The sequence below is a fragment of the Ponticoccus sp. (in: a-proteobacteria) genome (assembly GCF_048381735.1).
Window position 1 is genome coordinate 178021 of record NZ_JBLXGL010000002.1, and the last position, 16271, is coordinate 194291.

The following is a 16271-nucleotide window of genomic DNA, read 5'->3' on the forward strand; positions in this document are numbered from 1 at the left end:
CCTCCTTGGCTCTACCCTTGCAAAATACGGGCCTTTTGCGAAAGTGGATTTGTACGCCATCGTATTCCATTCGCGCTTTGCGGTCATTTTGACCGGGCCTGAACCGGGCGCCGGGACAGCTTGGCCAATGTGTCCATCATGACTGTTTCGCTCAGGAAACGGGCAGAGTGTGAACGACCGAATCACCGGACCCAAAGCGGGGTGCGGGCAAGGCCGGGGGCGGGCCCAAGAGCGGCCGAAAGCGGTTGTGAGGCCACCCGAATCATGTGTAGCTAGCCGCCTATCCAGGCAGCGGGCACAGCCTTCGACGGCGCCCTCACCAAGAGGAGGATCCATGGTCAAGACGCTGATAACATGCGATTGTCTGGGCACGCAGACCATCGATGCAGAGGCCCTTTCACAGGCCACCGGCTGCGATGTGCGGCCCGCCTGTTCGGCCCTCTGCACCACCCAGATCGACCGCGCGGCAGAGGCCCTGACGCAGGGTGACACGATTTTCTGCTGCACCCAGGAGGCGGCGGTCTTCGAGGCCCTCGCCGAGGAACTGGCGGTCGCCCCGCCCCCCCTGCTGGACCTGCGCGACCGCGCCGGGTGGAGCGACGATCCCGCCCCGAAACTGGCCAAAATGTCCGCGCTGACCGCCGAGGCCCTGCTGCCCGCCGCGCCGGAAAAGACCATGGACGTGATCTCGGACGGGCTGTGCCTGATCCTCGGCGCGCCCGAGGTGGCCCTTCCCGCCGCCGAGGCGCTGAAGGACCACCTTGGCGTCACGGTGCTGCTGCCCGAAGGCTCTGACATCCCCGACACCCGCGCCTATGACGTGCTGACCGGCCAGCTGCGCCGGGCCAGGGGCGCTCTGGGCCAATTCGAGGTGGTCATCGACGCCCTGCGCATGGTGGAACCCGGCGGGCGTGGCCCGCTGACCCTGACCGAGCCGCGCGACGGCGGGGTCTCGGAATGCGATATCCTGCTGGACCTGCGCGGCGCCGCGCCGCTGTTCCCGGCGCATGAAAAGCGCGAAGGCTACCTGCGCGCCGATCCCGGCCACGCGGCGGCGGTGTCGGCGGCGGTGCTGGCGGCCTCGCATCTGACCGGGACCTTCGAGAAGGTGCTGCATGTGCGGATGGAGCCGCTGCTTTGCGCCCATTCCCGTGCCGAACAGACCGGCTGCACGCGCTGCCTGGATCTGTGCCCAACCGGCGCAATCACCCCCGCCGGGGAGCATGTGACCGTCGATCCGATGATCTGCGCGGGCTGCGGCGCCTGTTCCGCCGTCTGCCCCTCGGGCGCGATCACCTACGACGCCCCGCCGGTGGACGAGATCATGCGCCGGGTGCAGACCCTTGCGCAGGCCTACCTCAAGGCGGGCGGCACCGCGCCGCGCCTGCTGGCACATGACGCCCACGGGGCCGAGATGATCCGCCTTGCCGCGCGCCATGGCGCGGGCCTGCCCGCCGATGTGATCCCGCTGGAATTGCCCAAGCTGGGCGCCTTCGGCCATGCCCAGATCGTCGCCGCCCTGGGGTCCGGCTTCGCCTCTGTCAGCCTGCTGCCCGGCCCCGGGTTCGAACGCGATGCCGTCGAGGCGCAGGTCGCGCTGGCCCGCGCCATCGGCGGTGACATGGCGGTGCAGCTGCTGGAACCCGCCGACCCCGACGCGATGACCGACGTCCTCTATGGCGAAGAAGCCCCGGCCCCGGTCGCGCAGCCGGTCCGCCCCATGGGCACGCAGCGCCAGATCACCCGCCTTGCGGCCCGCGCCCTGCACCCTGAGACCGAGGTACTGAACCTGCCCGCTGGCGCGCCCTACGGCGCGGTGCTGGTGGATCAGGAGTCGTGCACGCTCTGCCTGTCCTGCGTCTCGCTCTGCCCCTCGGGCGCGCTTGGCGACAACCCCGACCGGCCCGAGCTGCGCTTTCAGGAGGACGCCTGCCTGCAATGCGGCCTCTGCGCCAACATCTGCCCCGAGGATGCCATCGCGCTGCAGCCGCGCCTCGACCTGACGCAGGCGGCCCTGAGCCAGCGCGTCCTGAAAGAGGAAGAACCCTTCCCCTGCATCGAATGCGGCGCGCTTTTCGGCGTGAAATCCACCATCGAGCGGATCACGGAAAAGCTGTCCTCGCATGCGATGTTCGCGGGCGACAAGCTGCGGATGATCCAGATGTGCGACGATTGCCGGGTGAACGCGCAGTTCCACGCCGAGGACAACCCCTTCGCGGGCAAGGAGCGTCCGCGCCCGCGCACCACCGACGACTACCTCAGCAAGCGGCGCGATCACTGATGCGCAAGCGGCGCCCCGAGGTCTGCGGCCTGCATCGCGGCGACATAGGCCAGCACCGCGTCGACCTCGTCGAGCGTCAGCTCGATGGGCACGATGGGGCTGGGCCGCGCGATGTCGAAGGGCGGCGTGACCTCTTCGATCTGGGTGAAGGCCGGGTGCGGGTTCAGCGCGTAGAAACCGGCAAAGCGCGCCTCCCAGTCGGGCAGGCCGCGCAGGAGGGAAAAGCTGGGCGTCGAGCCGATGCCCATCACGCCGCCGCCCGGCTCGACCCTGTGGCAGCGGGTGCATTTCACCCGCGCAACGGTCAGCCCCAGCGCCGGGTCGCCATCCATCACCGGGGCCCTGTCCTGAACCTCTGCCACCTCGGCGGCGGTGAAGAGCGGCGCGCCCTCGGGCGCGTAGGACAGCACCGTGGTCAGGCCAATCTCGCCGCCCAGCCAGTCGGCGAAGCGGTCGGTCCATTCGGTCTGATCGGTGACCTGCATGGCCCAGACCTGCCCGCCGCCCTGAAACAGCGGCACGCCTGTCGCGCCCAGCACCACCTGCGCGGCCTCGGGCGTATCAACCAGATCCACGCGCACCTGCGTCTTCAGCTTGAAGCGGGGCAGCGCATAGTCCAGCAGGCCGGTGTCCACCAGCGCGGGCGGGGCGTAAAGCGCGACCGCCCGATCCTGTGCCGCGGCCTTGAAGGGCAGCACCGCAAGGACCAGTATCAGCAACCAGACACGCATGGCGCAGCGTAGGCCGCGCCAGAGCGATCCGTCAACGACCATGGGAGAGACGAGATGAGCGACGATTTCAACATGTCGATGCGCAAGTTCCTGAAGCAGGTGGGCGTCACCTCGCAGCAGGCCATCGAGGAAGCCATGCGCGAGCATGAGACCGCCGGCAAGGCCTACAGGGTCAAGGCCGTCGTCACCATCGAGGAACTGGACCTGACCCACGAGGTCACCGGCGAGATCAAGGGACAATCCTGAGTGCCTGACCGCGACGAGGTTCTGACCCTTCTCAAGGGGATCAAGGGGCCGGGGGGCGAGGATATCGTCTCTTCCGGCGTCATGCGTGCATTGAACGTGGCAGAGGACGGAGCCGTGCGCTTCGTCATGGAGGTGCCGCCCAAGCAGGCCGCCCAGTGGCAGCCCGTGCAGGCCCAGGCCGAGACGGCGCTGAAGGCCGCCGGGGCACCCAAGGTGATGATCGCGCTGACCGGGCATACCGAAAAGGCGCCGCCGCCGGACCTGAAACCGCAGCGCCGGGCAGAGCCTGCAGGCCCGCAGAAGATCCCCGGCGTGAACCACCTGATCGCGGTGGCCTCGGGCAAGGGCGGCGTGGGCAAATCCACCGTCTCGGCCAACCTCGCCTGCGCGCTGGCGGCGCAGGGGCGGCGCGTGGGGCTTCTGGACGCCGACGTCTACGGGCCCTCGCAGCCGCGCATGCTGGGCGTGTCCGGGCGGCCCGCCTCGCCCGATGGCAAGACCATCCTGCCGCTGCGCAACCACGGCGTCACGATGATGTCCATTGGCCTGATGACCAACGAGGACCAGGCCGTGGTCTGGCGCGGCCCGATGCTGATGGGCGCGCTGCAACAGATGATGATGCAGGTGCAATGGGGCGCGCTCGACGTGCTGATCGTGGACCTGCCGCCGGGCACCGGCGACGTGCAGATGACGCTGGCGCAGAAGGCGCAGGTCGATGGCGCGGTGATCGTCAGCACCCCGCAGGACGTGGCGCTTCTGGACGCGCGCAAGGGGCTGGACATGTTCAAGCAGCTGAAGGTGCCGATCCTCGGCATGATCGAGAACATGTCGACGCATATCTGTTCGAACTGCGGTCATGAGGAACACGTCTTCGGCCATGGCGGCGTCGCGGCAGAGGCGGCCAAGCTGGGCGTGCCCCTTCTGGCAGAGGTGCCGCTGGACCTGCAGATCCGGCTGGCCTCGGACGGCGGCGCACCCATCGTGGTCAGCCAGCCCGACAGCCCGCAGGCGCAGGCCTTCCACGCCATCGCCAAGGCGCTGGTGGATCAGGGCGTCGCATGACAGAGGCGCTGACCTTCCCCCCGGCCATGCATGGCGAGGCTGTCACCCGCGACCCGGCAGAGGCCGCCGTGCTGCGCGCCATTCAGGGCGTGGACGCGGGGCTTGTGACCTGGCGCGTGGCCGCCGACCGGGTGGGCGCGGCGCTGGTGCTGGCGCCCGAGGTGCCGCTGGCGCAGGCCATGGCCATGCTGCCGCTCTGCGGGGTCGGCTTCCAGAACGCATTGGGCGCGCTGGCCCCGCCAGAGGTCGCGGTGCATCTGGACTGGAACGGCGGCCTGCGCGTCAACGGCGCCGGTTGCGGGCGGATGCGGGTCTTTGCGGCGACGCAGGACCCTGCCCTGCAACCCGACTGGCTGGTGGTTTCCTTCGACCTCGACCTCTTGCCCACGCAGCAAGAGACCGGCCTGACCCCCGACCGCACCGCGCTTTTCGTCGAGGGCTGCGCCGATGTCGATCCGGCGCGGCTGGTCGAAAGCTGGGCGCGGCACACGCTGGCGTGGATTGCCCGCTGGGAAGACGAAGGCCCCCGCCCGCTGCACGCGGAATGGCGCGGGCTGGCGCATGGCATCGGTGACGAGGTCACGCAGGGCGATGCCACCGGCACCTTCCTCGGCGTGGACGAGGACTTTGGCATGCTGCTGCGCGTCGGCAAGGACACGCAGGCCATCCCGCTTACGACGCTTCTGGAGGACACCCCGTGAAACTGGCAAGGGCCATCCATTTCGACGAAAGCGACCAGTTCGTCTTTGCCTCTCCGGCGCGGACCGGCGAGTGGTGCATCTCCGGCGGCTTCGAGTTCTCGGACTGGACCGAGGGCGACCTTGTCGGCAAGGCGCGGCAGGCCTTCGCCAACGGCTGGCTGGGGCTGGAAACCTTCGGCCGCGTGACCTTCGTCGCCGTGACGCAGGCGGAGGCCTCCGAGATCGAGGCGCTGGAAATCGCCCTGGCGCAGCATTTCGTCACCTACTACGGCGCGCCCTCGGTCGAGGCCGCCCGCCCGGTCGCCCGCGAAGAGATCTTCCACATGGGCGACCTCTGCGAGGATCACGACCCGAACACGCTGCTGACCGTGGTGCGCGAACTCTCCGATGCCGGGGTCCGCGAGGCCTTCCGCGTGATCGAGGCGGATCAGGCGGACCTGTCGCAATTCGCCGTGCACGGCGATGCAGAGCCGCTGCACGCTCACGACCACGGGCACGACCACGGGCACGGCCATGGCGACGATCATGGCGACGGCCCGGGTCAGGGCCACGTCCACGGCCCGGGCTGCAAGCATTGAGCGCGGCCCGGTGACCGGCGCGGCGCGGCGCGGGCTGTTGCGGACCATTCGCGTCCGCCTGCTGTTCCTCGCGCTGGCGCCGCTGGTCATCCTGATGCCGCTGCTTCTGCTGCTGGGCATGACGCGCTGGACCTCGGATTACGACAAGGTCCTGATCGCAAACGTCGAATCCGATCTTCGGATCGCGGAACAATACCTGTCTCGGATCATGCGGACGACGGGCGACGAACTGGCAGGCGTGGCCGAGTCGGTCGAGTTCGCCGCCGTGCTGGACGCCCCGCCCGAGACGCAGGCCTCTTTCTTCGCGGGCAAGCGGCAGGCGCTGGGGCTGGACTTCCTCACCTTCGTGCCCGAGGGCACCGAGGCGCACTGGCCGGTGATCCGCAATGCGCTGGACGGTCAGGCCGCCACCGCCATCGACCTCTTCGGACCCGAGGTTCTGGCCAGTTTTCCCGGCGCGCTGGAGCAGCGGGCGAAGATCGACCTGATCCCCACCCGCGCCGCCGTGCCCACCGACCGCGCCGCCGAGGATCGCGGCATGGTCGTGCATTCCGCCGCCCCGGTGCGGCTGAACGGCAAGGCGGGCGCGCTGGTGGGCGGTATCCTTCTGAACCGCAACCTGACCTTCATCGATACGATCAACGCGCTGGTCTACCTGAACGCCATCACCGGAGGCGACCGGCAGGGCACCGCGACGCTGTTCCTCGACGATGTGCGCATTTCCACCAATGTCCGCCTCTTCGAGGACGTGCGCGCCCTTGGCACCCGCGTCAGCGCCGAGGTCCGCCACGCCGTGCTTGATGAAGGCCAGACCTGGCTCGACCGGGCCTTCGTGGTGAACGAGTGGTATATCTCGGGCTACCTGCCCCTGCGCGACAGCTTCGACCGGCCCGTGGGGATGCTCTATGTCGGTTTCCTCGAGGCGCCCTTCGCCGCCGCCAAGCGCAAGGCCTACCTGACCATGCTGGCCGCCTTCGCGGGCGTGCTGCTGCTGTCGGTGCCACTGTTCCTGTGGCTGGCCAAGGGCGTCTTCGCGCCGCTGGAGCAGATGACCCAGACCATGCGCCGGGTGCGCGAGGGCAACCTGTCCGCGCGCAACGGCGTGCGCCGGTCCTCGGACGAGATCGGGCAGGTCGCGGGTCATCTCGACGACCTGCTGGATCAGGTGCAGGACCGCGACGCCCGCCTGCGCGCCTGGGCCGAGGAACTGGAACAACGGGTCGAGGACCGCACCGCCGAGCTGCGCGAGGCCAATGCCAAGCTGGAAGACACATGGCGACAGCTGGTCATGAGCGAGAAACTGGCCTCGATCGGCGAGATCACGGCGGGGGTCGCGCATGAGATCAACAACCCCGTCGCCGTCATTCAGGGCAACCTCGACGTGTTACGCGAGACGCTGGGCGCGGGGTCGGCCCCCGTCGAGACAGAGATCGCGCTGATCGACGCGCAGGTCGGGCGGATCAACTCGATCGTCGGCAAGCTGCTGCAATTCGCGCGGCCCGACGACTATGCCGGAACCGATGAGGCGGTGGCGCTGGCGCCGGTGGTGCGCGACTGCCTCGTGCTGGTGGACCACGTGCTGTCGCGCGCCGATGTCCGGGTCAGGGCCGATCTGCACGAAGAAACCCCGCCCGTGCGCATCGGGCGCGGCGAGATACAGCAGGTGGTCATCAACCTTCTGGTGAACGCTGTGCACGCGATGGAGGTGGAGGGCACGATCTTCCTGACGCTGCGGCCAGAGACCCGGGACCGCGACGGCGCGCTGCTGATCGTCCGCGACACCGGCCCGGGCGTACCGGCAGCGCTGGTGGACACGGTCTTCGACCCCTTCTTCACCACCAAGCAGGCCGAGGGCACAGGGCTGGGCCTGTCGATCTCGCAGACGCTGGTGCAGCGCGCCGGGGGCCGCATCACCTACCGCAACCCGCCCGAGGGCGGCGCCGAGTTCTCTGTCTGGCTGCCCGCTGCCTGACGGCCCCCTGCGGGACCGACTGCGCTGCGGAGCGGGCGCAATCCTGCGCGGCGCAGGTCGCGGAAACGGACGCGCCGTGGGTCCGGCTCTGCCTCTGACAGCGCGCGCCACAGGATAGGGTCGCTGCGGGGCCAGCCCCCGGACTTGCGGCGCACGAGCCGTCACAGCCCGGGGCGCTGCCTATCCGGCTGCCCTGCATCGCCCGCGCCGCCCCAACCGGCTTCATCGCGCAAGCGGGATACTGGACAAAGGCCCACTGGCACGCCCCCGCAAGCCGTGGCATCAATCGGGCATGACACGCACCCTGACCCTGCTTCTCGCCCTGACCCTCGGTTCCGCCGCGACCGCCGAGCAGGTCACCGTCTTTGCCGCCGCAAGCCTGAAGACAGCGCTCGACGAGATCGCCACCGCCTACGAGGCGACCAGCGGCGACACCGTGGTGCTGTCCTACGCCGGATCCTCGGCGCTGGCCCGCCAGATCCAGCAGGGCGCGCCCGCGCAGGTCTTCGTCTCCGCCAACACCGCGTGGATGGACGTCCTGCAAGAGGACGGGCTGATCGCCGAAGACACCCGCGCGGACCTCTTGGCCAACCGGCTGGCGCTGGTGGCGCATGGGCCCGCCGCGCCGGTCGAGATCACGCCCGACCTCGATCTTGCGGGGATGCTGGGCGAGGGCCGCCTTGCCATGGCGCTGGTCGATGCGGTCCCGGCGGGCCTCTACGGCAAGCAGGCCCTGACCACGCTGGGCCTCTGGGACAGCCTCTCGGGCAGCGTGGCCCAGACCGACAACGTGCGCGCCGCGCTGGCGCTGGTCTCGCTGGGAGAGGCGCCCTTCGGCGTGACCTACCGCACCGACGCGCTGGCCGATCCGGGGGTCAGCATCGCGGGCCTCTTCCCCGAAGACAGCCACGACCCGATCACCTACCCCATGGCCGCTCTGGCCGGGCAAGAGGCGCTGGCACAGCCCTTCCTGACCTACCTCTCCAGCCCAGAGGCCGCAGAGACCTTCGAAACGCACGGCTTCGCCGTTCTGGGGGACTGATGGACTGGCTGACGCCGCAGGAATGGCAGGCGGTCGCCCTGTCCCTGCGCGTGTCCTTCTGGGCAATGCTGCTGTCTTTGCCCTTCGGCCTGTTCGTGGCCTACGCGCTGGCGCGCTGGCAGTTTCCCGGCAAGCAAGTCGTGAACGGGCTGGTGCACCTGCCGCTGATCCTGCCGCCCGTGGTCACCGGCTACCTGCTGCTGATCACCTTCGGGACGCGCGGGCCGGTGGGATCGCTGTTGCAGGAGGTCGGGATCACCGTCGCCTTTCGCTGGACCGGCGCGGCGCTGGCCGCCGCGATCATGGCCTTTCCGCTGATGGTGCGCGCCATGCGCCTGTCGATCGAGGCGGTCGACCCGCGGCTTGAACAGGCCGCCGCCACGCTGGGCGCCTCGCGCGCCTGGGTCTTCGCCACCGTCACCCTGCCCTTGATCCTGCCCGGCATCCTGACCGGCGCCATCCTCGCCTTCGCCAAGGCGATGGGAGAGTTCGGGGCCACGATCACCTTTGTGTCCAACATCCCCGGCCAGACGCAGACCCTGCCTTCGGCCATCTACGCGCTGTTGCAGGTACCGGGGGGCGAGGGATCGGCGCTGCGGCTGGTTTTGGTCTCTGTCGTCGTGGCCATGGGCGCGCTGCTGCTGTCGGAGTGGCTGTCGCGGCGCGTGGCCGCCCGGATCGCCGGCGCATGATAGAGGTCGCGCTCCGCCACGCCCTGCCGGGCTTCACGCTGGATGCGGCCTTCGAGGCGCCCGCCGGGGTGACGGTGCTGTTCGGGCGGTCCGGGTCGGGCAAGACAAGCGTCATCAACGCGGTCGCCGGGCTGATGCGGCCCGACGCGGGTCGCGTGATCGTGGACGGGCGCGTGCTGGCCGACAGCACGCGCGGCATCTGGCTGCCGCCGCACCGCAGGCGCCTTGGCTACATCTTTCAGGAGGGGAGGCTGTTCCCGCATCTGACCGTGCGGCAGAACCTGCTTTACGGGCGCTGGTTCAACGGGCCGGGCGCCGAGCTGACCCGCGTGGTCGAGATGCTGGGGCTGGGGGCGCTGCTGTTGCGCCGCCCCGCCGCGCTGTCGGGCGGCGAAAAGCAGCGGGTCGCCATCGGGCGGGCGCTTCTGGCGCGCCCCGGCCTGATCCTTGCGGACGAGCCGCTGGCGGCGCTGGACGAGGCCCGCAAGGCCGAGATCCTGCCCTATTTCGAGCGGCTCAGGGACGAGGCGCAGTGCCCGATCCTCTACGTCAGCCACTCGGCGGCAGAGGTGGCGCGGCTGGCGACCTCGGTCGTGGTGCTTCAGGCCGGGCGGGTGATCCGGCAGGGCAGCGCCGACGCGGTGCTGGCCGACCCCGCCGTGACGCCGACCGGGGTGCGCGCCGTGGGCGCCATCCTGACCGCGCGGGTGACACGGCAACACGCCGACGGGCTGACCGAGCTGGACGCGGGCGGCGTGCCGCTGTTCCTGCCCGCCGTGGCGCAGCCCCCGGGGGCCGTGCTGCGGGTCCGCATCGCCGCGCAAGAGGTCATCCTGGCCCGCCATCGCCCCGAGGGGCTCTCGGCCCTGAACATCCTGCCCGGCACCGTCGACACGGTGCGCGAGGGCGGCGGCCCGGGGGCCATGGTGTCGCTGGACACGCCCGCCGGACGGGTGCTGGCCCGGGTCACCCAGCGCTCGGCGCAGACGCTTGGCCTCGCCCCCGGCGTGACCTGCTACGCCGTCATCAAATCCGTCGCCATCGCGCGCGAGGACGTGGGCGGGGCCTAGGCAGCCCCCTTGGTCGCGGCCCGCATGGCGCCGACTGGTGGCCCGCACACCTCCCTGGCAGCAACGCGCATCGTATCCGACTGTCCCCCAAGGCAGCCCGCGCTCCATCCATCGCCGCCCGCTTCGCGCCTGTTCGGCCCCCAAGAGTGGCGCCCGCGCCCTTCAGCCCAAGCCCGCCGCGCCCCGACTGGACAGCGTGGGTGACACGTGCCCCCGCTGGCGGCTCCCCCAGTGCACTCAACCGGCCCCGCACCGCATCCGGTCGAAGCCCCCGTGCCAGTCCGGGGCCGACAGCCCTTGAAGCGCCTCGACAGGCCGCTAGCTGGCTGGCGCATGGAAACGGCCCTGATCATCGGAGACACGGGCGGCATCGGCGCCGCCATCGCAGAGACCCTGCGCGCCCGGGGCGTCGCGGTCACCGGCCTGTCGCGCAGCCGCGATCGTCTGGACATGACCGACGAGGCCAGCATCGAAAGAGCGCTTGGTGCGCTCGACGGCCCCTTCGACCTGATTTTCGTCGCCACCGGCGCGCTGGTGATCGACGGGGCCGAGCCGGAGAAGGCCCTGTCGGCGCTGTCCTCCAAGGCTCTGGCAGATCAATACGCCCTGAACGCCATCGGCCCGGTTCTGGCGCTGAAGCACGCCCTGCCGCTCTTGCCCCGCGACCGCCCGGCAGTCTTCGCCGCCCTCTCGGCGCGGGTCGGGTCCATCGGCGACAACCGCCTTGGCGGCTGGTACAGCTACCGCGCCGCCAAGGCCGGTCTGAACGCCCTGCTGCACGGCGCGGCCATCGAACTGGCGCGCTCTCACCGGCACCTCGCCTGCGTCTGCCTGTACCCGGGCACCGTGGCCACGGACTTCACCGCGAAATACGCCGGGCGCCATCCGACCGTGCCGCCGGACAAGGCCGCGGCCCGCCTTTTGGCGGTGATCGAGGGCCTGACCCCTGCCGACACGGGTCGCTTCTACGACTACGCCGGCAAGGAGATCCCGTGGTGAGCCCGGGCCCTCGCCACATGTCCCCAACGCCGGAGCGCCGCCGATGACCCGCCTGATCCTGATCCTCGGCGACCAGCTGACCGAAGAGATCGCTGCGCTGAAACGGGCGGACAAGGACAGCGACGTGGTGGTCATGGCCGAGGTCGCCGAGGAAACCGACTACGTCCAGCACCACCCCAAGAAGATCGCCCTGATCTTCGCCGCCATGCGCAAGTTCGCCGCCCGCCTGCGCGAGGCCGGGTGGGATCTGCGCTACACGGAACTGGACGACAGCGGCAATTCCGGCTCCATCGTGGGCGAGCTGCTGCGCCGCGCCGAGGAAACCGGCGCCTCCGAGGTGATCGCTACAGAACCCGGCGAATGGCGGCTGATCGAGGCGCTGAACGAGGCGCCCCTGCATGTCACGCAGCTGGAGGACGACCGTTTCCTTGCCGCGCACAAGACCTTCGAGGAGTGGGCCAAGGGCCGCAAGGCCCTGCGGATGGAGTATTTCTACCGCGAGATGCGGCGCGCCACGGGCTTTCTGATGGACGGCGACCAGCCCGAGGGCGGCGAGTGGAACTACGACGCCGAGAACCGCAAGCCGCCGCCCGATGGCGTGGCCTTTTCTGGCCCGATGCAATTCACCCCCGACGCCGTCACCGAAGAGGTGCTGGCGCTGGTCGAGGCGCGCTTTGGCAAAAGCTTCGGCAGCCTGCGCCCGTTCAGCTTCGCCACCGAACCGGGGCAGGCGCGCCGGGCGCTGACGCATTTCATCACGCATGCCCTGCCCTCGTTCGGCGACTATCAGGACGCCATGCTGGACGGGAACCGCTTCCTGTATCACGCCGGGATCTCCGCCTATATGAACATCGGCCTTCTGAACCCCATGGAGGTCTGCCGCGCCGCCGAAGCGGCCTATCGCGAGGGTCACGCCCCCCTGAACGCGGTCGAGGGCTTCATCCGCCAGATCATCGGCTGGCGCGAATATGTACGCGGGATCTACTTTCACGAAGGCCCCGACTATCCGCGCCGCAACGGGCTGAACCACCAGCGCGGGCTGCCCGCGCTCTACTGGGGGGCGCCGACCGACATGCGCTGCCTGTCAAGGGCGGTGGAGCAGACGCGCGACGAGTCCTATGCCCACCACATCCAGCGGCTGATGGTGACGGGGAACTTCGCGCTGCTGGCGGGGGTGAACCCGGCAGAGGTGCACGACTGGTACCTGCGGGTCTATATCGACGCCTTCGAATGGGTCGAGGCGCCGAACACCCTGGGCATGAGCCAGTTCGCCGACGGCGGGGTGATCGCCTCAAAGCCCTACATCTCGTCCGGCAACTACATCAACAAGATGTCGGACTACTGCAAACACTGCGCCTACGACGTGAAGGCGAAGACGGGCAAGGACGCCTGCCCCTTCAACCTGCTCTACTGGCACTTCCTCAACCGCCACCGCGAACGGTTCGAGGGGAACCCCCGCATGGGCAACATGTACCGCACATGGGACCGCATGGACGCCGACCGCCGCGAGACGGTGCTGACGGAGGCGGAGGGGTTCTTGGGGCGCTTGTCGAAGGGGGAGCGGGTGTGAGGGGGGTGGCGTCAGGTTCGAGCCCAAACCACCGCATCCCAGCCGAGCCTTCTTTGCTAGTGCATTCGTCCGGCCTCGGCCCTCAGCAGCCGTTCGCATTCCCGTCTTTGAAGACTATCGGCCCCGCGCCAAGCAGTCAGTCATTCGGTTTGACGTAAATCAAGACCTGCCGCTCAAGTTGTCCGGTCATGTCATCCGTGCCACATCGGCCTCATACCAAGCCTGCGCCTGTTCTGCCCGAAAGGCCAGCCAATCCTCCAATCGCTCGAACGTCTTCTCCGTTTCAGACGTTTCATCGAAGAAACCGGTGAGGATTGAACCGCAGGGCTCGACGATGTCCCACAGTACCGAGAGCCTGCCATGATTTTGGGGCGCATGGCTTGTTCCGATTACAAAGCCGTTTGTTGGTGACATCTTTGGCAATACGAGGCCACACGTCACATCGAAATCTACAGGTTTGTTGAAAAAGTCCGCTCCCTTGTCGTCCGAGGAGAGGACGTTCACGCCAGGGATCTGGAAACGCGTACCGAACAGCCTTACGCCATTGCAGGATCGGTGAAGGCTTCGCGACGTGGCAGGATCGGCATCGCGGTAGAACTGCGAGACATACCTCTCCTCATCCAGATCAGTCGGATTATTGAAGGCAATCAACCAGGGAGGACCGAGCTCAGGCCTCAGGTTCGGCAGCGAGATCCAGCCACGCCGCGTTCTTACGGGCTTTGAGACATACTCATCCCGCAAGCTGGAGACGATGATACTCGAGAATGCGTTCATATGGAGAACTTCCTGCGTTTGGCAGTCGCGGTGCCGCTTACCCGAGCAGTCTGGTTACGAAGTGCGTATTTGCAACGGCAGCTTCGTCCGCTCTGCGGACCTTCTGCAGCGCCAAGGCAATCGCACTACTATGCAGAAGCACAAGCGTGGCGCGCTCTGTGAGTTGAACAGAGTCGCAAAACCACTACCCCCTCACTGATCCGCCGCACCCTCCGGTTCTTCCCCCTCCGGCGCCTCACCCTCGGCGCCCGGCGCGGGGGTCAGGACCGCGCTGTCAGAGGTCAGCGCGCCGCGCACCCAGTCTCCGCTCGCCTGCTCTCCGGTGGCGTAGCGCATGGTGCCCTCGCCCTGCCGCTTGCCGTTCACGAAGCTGCCCTCGTAGACGTCGCCGTTGGCATAGGTGGCGATGCCCTCGCCGTTGATCTCGCCCTTGTCCCAGTCACCCGTGTAGGTGAAGCCCGAGGCCATGAGGATCGTGCCCTTGCCGTGGCGCTGGCCCTCGCGGAACTGGCCCTGATAGACAGAGCCGTCGGGATAGGTGGCCTTGCCCTCGCCGTGGCGCTGGCCGTCGCGCCATGCGCCCTCGTAGCGGTAGCCGTCGGGGAAGGTCATCACGCCCTGCCCGTGGTTGCGGGCATTCTCGAAGCCGCCCACGTAGACCAGCCCGTTGGGATAGGTCGCCGTGCCGCTGCCCTGGATCACGCCATCGACCCAGTCGCCGTCATAGGTGGCGCCGTCCGGGTAGGTGATCTTGCCCTTGCCATTGGCCAGGTCGCCGCTGAGTTCGCCCTGATAGACAGAGCCGTCGGGATAGGTGACCTTGCCCTGCCCCTCGATCTGGCCGGTGACCCAGGTGCCTTCGTATCTGTAGCCGTCCGCCCCGATGAAGGTGCCCTCGCCGTGGCGCTGGTCGTTGTTGAACTCGCCCTCGTAGACGTCGCCGTTCTCGTAGGTGACCTTGCCCTGCCCCTCGCGGCGGCCGTCCACCAGCGCGCCCTCGTAGGTGTCGCCGTTGGTCTGCACCAGCTTGCCCGAGCCGTCGATCTGCCCGGCGCGCCAGGCGCCCTGATAGACCAGCCCGTCCGCCATGGTCAGCGTGCCGGTGCCGTCGCGCTTGCCGTCCGCGACGCGGCCCTCGTAGGCGGAACCGTCGGGGTAGGCGATCTTCGCCATGCCTTCCTTGACGCCGTTCACCCACTGGCCGTCGTAGACATAGCCGTTGGGCGCGGTCATCACGCCCTTGCCGTGGTGCAGCGCGTTGCGGAAAGAGCCCTCGTAGCGGACGCCGTTGGCATAGACCGCCACGCCCTGCCCGGTGATCTTGCCGTCCAGCCACGACCCTTCGTAGGTGCCGCCGTCGGCGAAGACGATCTTGCCGATGCCCTCGGGCTTGCCCTTGGCGAAGGCGCCCTCGTAGACCGACCCGTTGGGGAAGCGCGCGACACCCTCGCCGCGGATCTCGCCCTCGACCCATTCGCCGGTGTATTCATAGCCGTTGGGCAGCCGGTAGGTGCCGGTGCCATGCTGCAGCCCGTCCTGGAAGGTGCCCTCGTAGACGCCGCCGTCGTCATATTGCTTGGTCTGGACGCCCTCGTCCTGTGCAAGCGCGCCCGCGCTCAGCGAAACCGCCGCGATCAGGGTGAAAAGACTAAGAGTTTTCATACCTTGGCCGCGCGCCTCCCCGGGTTTTCAAGCCTTTGCGAACCGTAAAGGAGGCCATGGCAGGGGGCAATCTCTTTTGCCCCGGCGGGGGCGCGGTGGGCGGTCCGGCGCTACTCGCCCGAGGCGCCGCTCATCGACAGCGAGCCGCTGAACTCGGTCACGTCGGGCGCGATGCGCTCCGCGCCAGAGACCAGTTCGCCACGCTCCCAGCGGCCTTCCATCACGGTGCCGTCCTCCATCAGCAGGCGGCCCTGCCCGTGGCGCAGGTTGGCTTCCATCCGGCCCCGGTACAGGGCGCCCTGCGGATAGTAGGCCCAGCCCTCGCCCTGACGGTCGTTGTTCTCGAAGGCGCCCATGTAGACATAGCCCGAGGGGTCGGTCAGGTAGCCCTGCCCGTGGATCACCCCGGCGCGGAATTCGCCGCGGTAGATCATGCCGTTCGGATAGGCCGCCTGGCCGTAGCCGTCGAAGGTATTGCCCTTGAAGCTGCCCGCGTAACTGGCGCCGTTTGGGTAGACGATGCGGCCCTGGCCCTCCAGGGCGCCGGTGACGAAGGCGCCGGTGTAGATCGTGCCGTCCGCGTAGGTGATCGTGCCCGTGCCCTGGATCTGCCCGTCCGCGAAGCTGCCGGTGTAGACCAGACCGTCGGGCCTGCGCATTGTCCCCTGCCCGTGCGGCGCGCCCGCCCGCACCGCACCGTCGTAGGTCGTGCCGTCCGGATAGGTGATCGTCTCGGCCCGGACGGGCAGGGCCAGAAGCATCAGCAGGAAAACGAGGCGGAACATCGGGTCTTCTCCGGTCGAGGTTCTTCGGCATGGATCGTTGCGCAGACCGGGCAATCCCGCAAGGCGGGTTTCCCCCGCGCCTGCTTCTGCTATGTCGGACGGGATG

General features: G+C 68.8%; 15 protein-coding genes. 11 read left to right on the forward strand and 4 right to left on the reverse strand.

All coding sequences use genetic code 11. The features are described from left to right. The first annotated feature begins 334 nt into the window (after positions 1–334). Positions 335–2281: a 4Fe-4S binding protein gene (locus tag ACN5KJ_RS05165; protein ID WP_418592405.1), complete on the forward strand. Its 1947-nt coding sequence runs from the start codon at positions 335–337 to the stop codon at positions 2279–2281. Here the strand turns inward: ACN5KJ_RS05165 and ACN5KJ_RS05170 are convergent. Next, positions 2275–3000, reverse strand: a complete 726-nt coding sequence (locus ACN5KJ_RS05170) for a hypothetical protein (RefSeq protein ID WP_418592407.1) — start codon at positions 2998–3000, stop codon at positions 2275–2277. The two genes, ACN5KJ_RS05165 and ACN5KJ_RS05170, sit on opposite strands and share 7 nt — an antisense overlap. A gap of 66 nt (positions 3001–3066) precedes the next feature. Between ACN5KJ_RS05170 and ACN5KJ_RS05175 the strand changes: the two genes are divergently transcribed. The 10 genes from ACN5KJ_RS05175 (at position 3067) to ACN5KJ_RS05220 (ending at position 12944) form a co-directional block, all read left to right on the forward strand. After that, a complete protein-coding gene (locus ACN5KJ_RS05175; protein ID WP_418592409.1) occupies positions 3067–3258 on the forward strand; it encodes a DUF6494 family protein in 192 nt (63 codons plus the stop codon). Further along, positions 3259–4320, forward strand: a complete 1062-nt coding sequence (locus ACN5KJ_RS05180; RefSeq protein WP_347166204.1) for an Mrp/NBP35 family ATP-binding protein — start codon at positions 3259–3261, stop codon at positions 4318–4320. Next, the gene (locus ACN5KJ_RS05185; RefSeq protein ID WP_418592410.1) at positions 4317–5021 is read left to right on the forward strand and encodes a DUF4444 domain-containing protein; all 705 of its coding nucleotides are present in this window, start codon (positions 4317–4319) and stop codon (positions 5019–5021) included. Before ACN5KJ_RS05180 ends, ACN5KJ_RS05185 begins: the two co-directional genes overlap by 4 nt. Next, positions 5018–5599, forward strand: a complete 582-nt coding sequence (locus ACN5KJ_RS05190) for a DUF6505 family protein (RefSeq protein ID WP_347166206.1) — start codon at positions 5018–5020, stop codon at positions 5597–5599. The genes ACN5KJ_RS05185 and ACN5KJ_RS05190 overlap by 4 nt, the downstream gene beginning before the upstream one ends. Positions 5600–5693: 94 nt before the next feature. Continuing rightward, positions 5694–7571, forward strand: a complete 1878-nt coding sequence (locus ACN5KJ_RS05195) for a sensor histidine kinase (protein WP_418592928.1) — start codon at positions 5694–5696, stop codon at positions 7569–7571. A 292-nt stretch (positions 7572–7863) separates the two neighbouring features. Then, complete coding sequence (modA, locus tag ACN5KJ_RS05200) at positions 7864–8613, forward strand: molybdate ABC transporter substrate-binding protein (protein WP_418592412.1); 750 nt, start codon at positions 7864–7866, stop codon at positions 8611–8613. Then, on the forward strand, positions 8613–9305 hold the full coding sequence (gene modB, locus ACN5KJ_RS05205; protein WP_418592414.1) for a molybdate ABC transporter permease subunit: 693 nt from the start codon (positions 8613–8615) through the stop codon (positions 9303–9305). The genes modA and modB overlap by 1 nt, the downstream gene beginning before the upstream one ends. After that, positions 9302–10375, forward strand: a complete 1074-nt coding sequence (modC, locus tag ACN5KJ_RS05210; protein ID WP_418592416.1) for a molybdenum ABC transporter ATP-binding protein — start codon at positions 9302–9304, stop codon at positions 10373–10375. Before modB ends, modC begins: the two co-directional genes overlap by 4 nt. Before the next feature lie 333 nt (positions 10376–10708). After that, on the forward strand, positions 10709–11374 hold the full coding sequence (locus ACN5KJ_RS05215; RefSeq protein ID WP_418592417.1) for an SDR family NAD(P)-dependent oxidoreductase: 666 nt from the start codon (positions 10709–10711) through the stop codon (positions 11372–11374). Between the two features lie 43 nt (positions 11375–11417). Beyond that, positions 11418–12944 carry a cryptochrome/photolyase family protein gene (locus tag ACN5KJ_RS05220; protein WP_418592419.1) on the forward strand — a complete coding sequence of 509 codons (1527 nt, stop codon included), beginning with the start codon at positions 11418–11420 and terminating at the stop codon, positions 12942–12944. 186 nt (positions 12945–13130) lie between these two features. Here the strand turns inward: ACN5KJ_RS05220 and ACN5KJ_RS05225 are convergent, their stop codons facing one another. From ACN5KJ_RS05225 to ACN5KJ_RS05235, 3 genes are all read right to left on the reverse strand, one after another. Then, positions 13131–13718, reverse strand: a complete 588-nt coding sequence (locus ACN5KJ_RS05225) for a hypothetical protein (protein WP_418592421.1) — start codon at positions 13716–13718, stop codon at positions 13131–13133. 192 nt (positions 13719–13910) lie between these two features. Next, positions 13911–15380, reverse strand: coding sequence for an MORN repeat-containing protein (locus ACN5KJ_RS05230; protein WP_418592423.1), 1470 nt, complete (start codon positions 15378–15380; stop codon positions 13911–13913). Between the two features lie 110 nt (positions 15381–15490). Next, complete coding sequence (locus tag ACN5KJ_RS05235) at positions 15491–16165, reverse strand: hypothetical protein (protein ID WP_347166219.1); 675 nt, start codon at positions 16163–16165, stop codon at positions 15491–15493. Between the last annotated feature and the right edge of the window lie 106 nt (positions 16166–16271).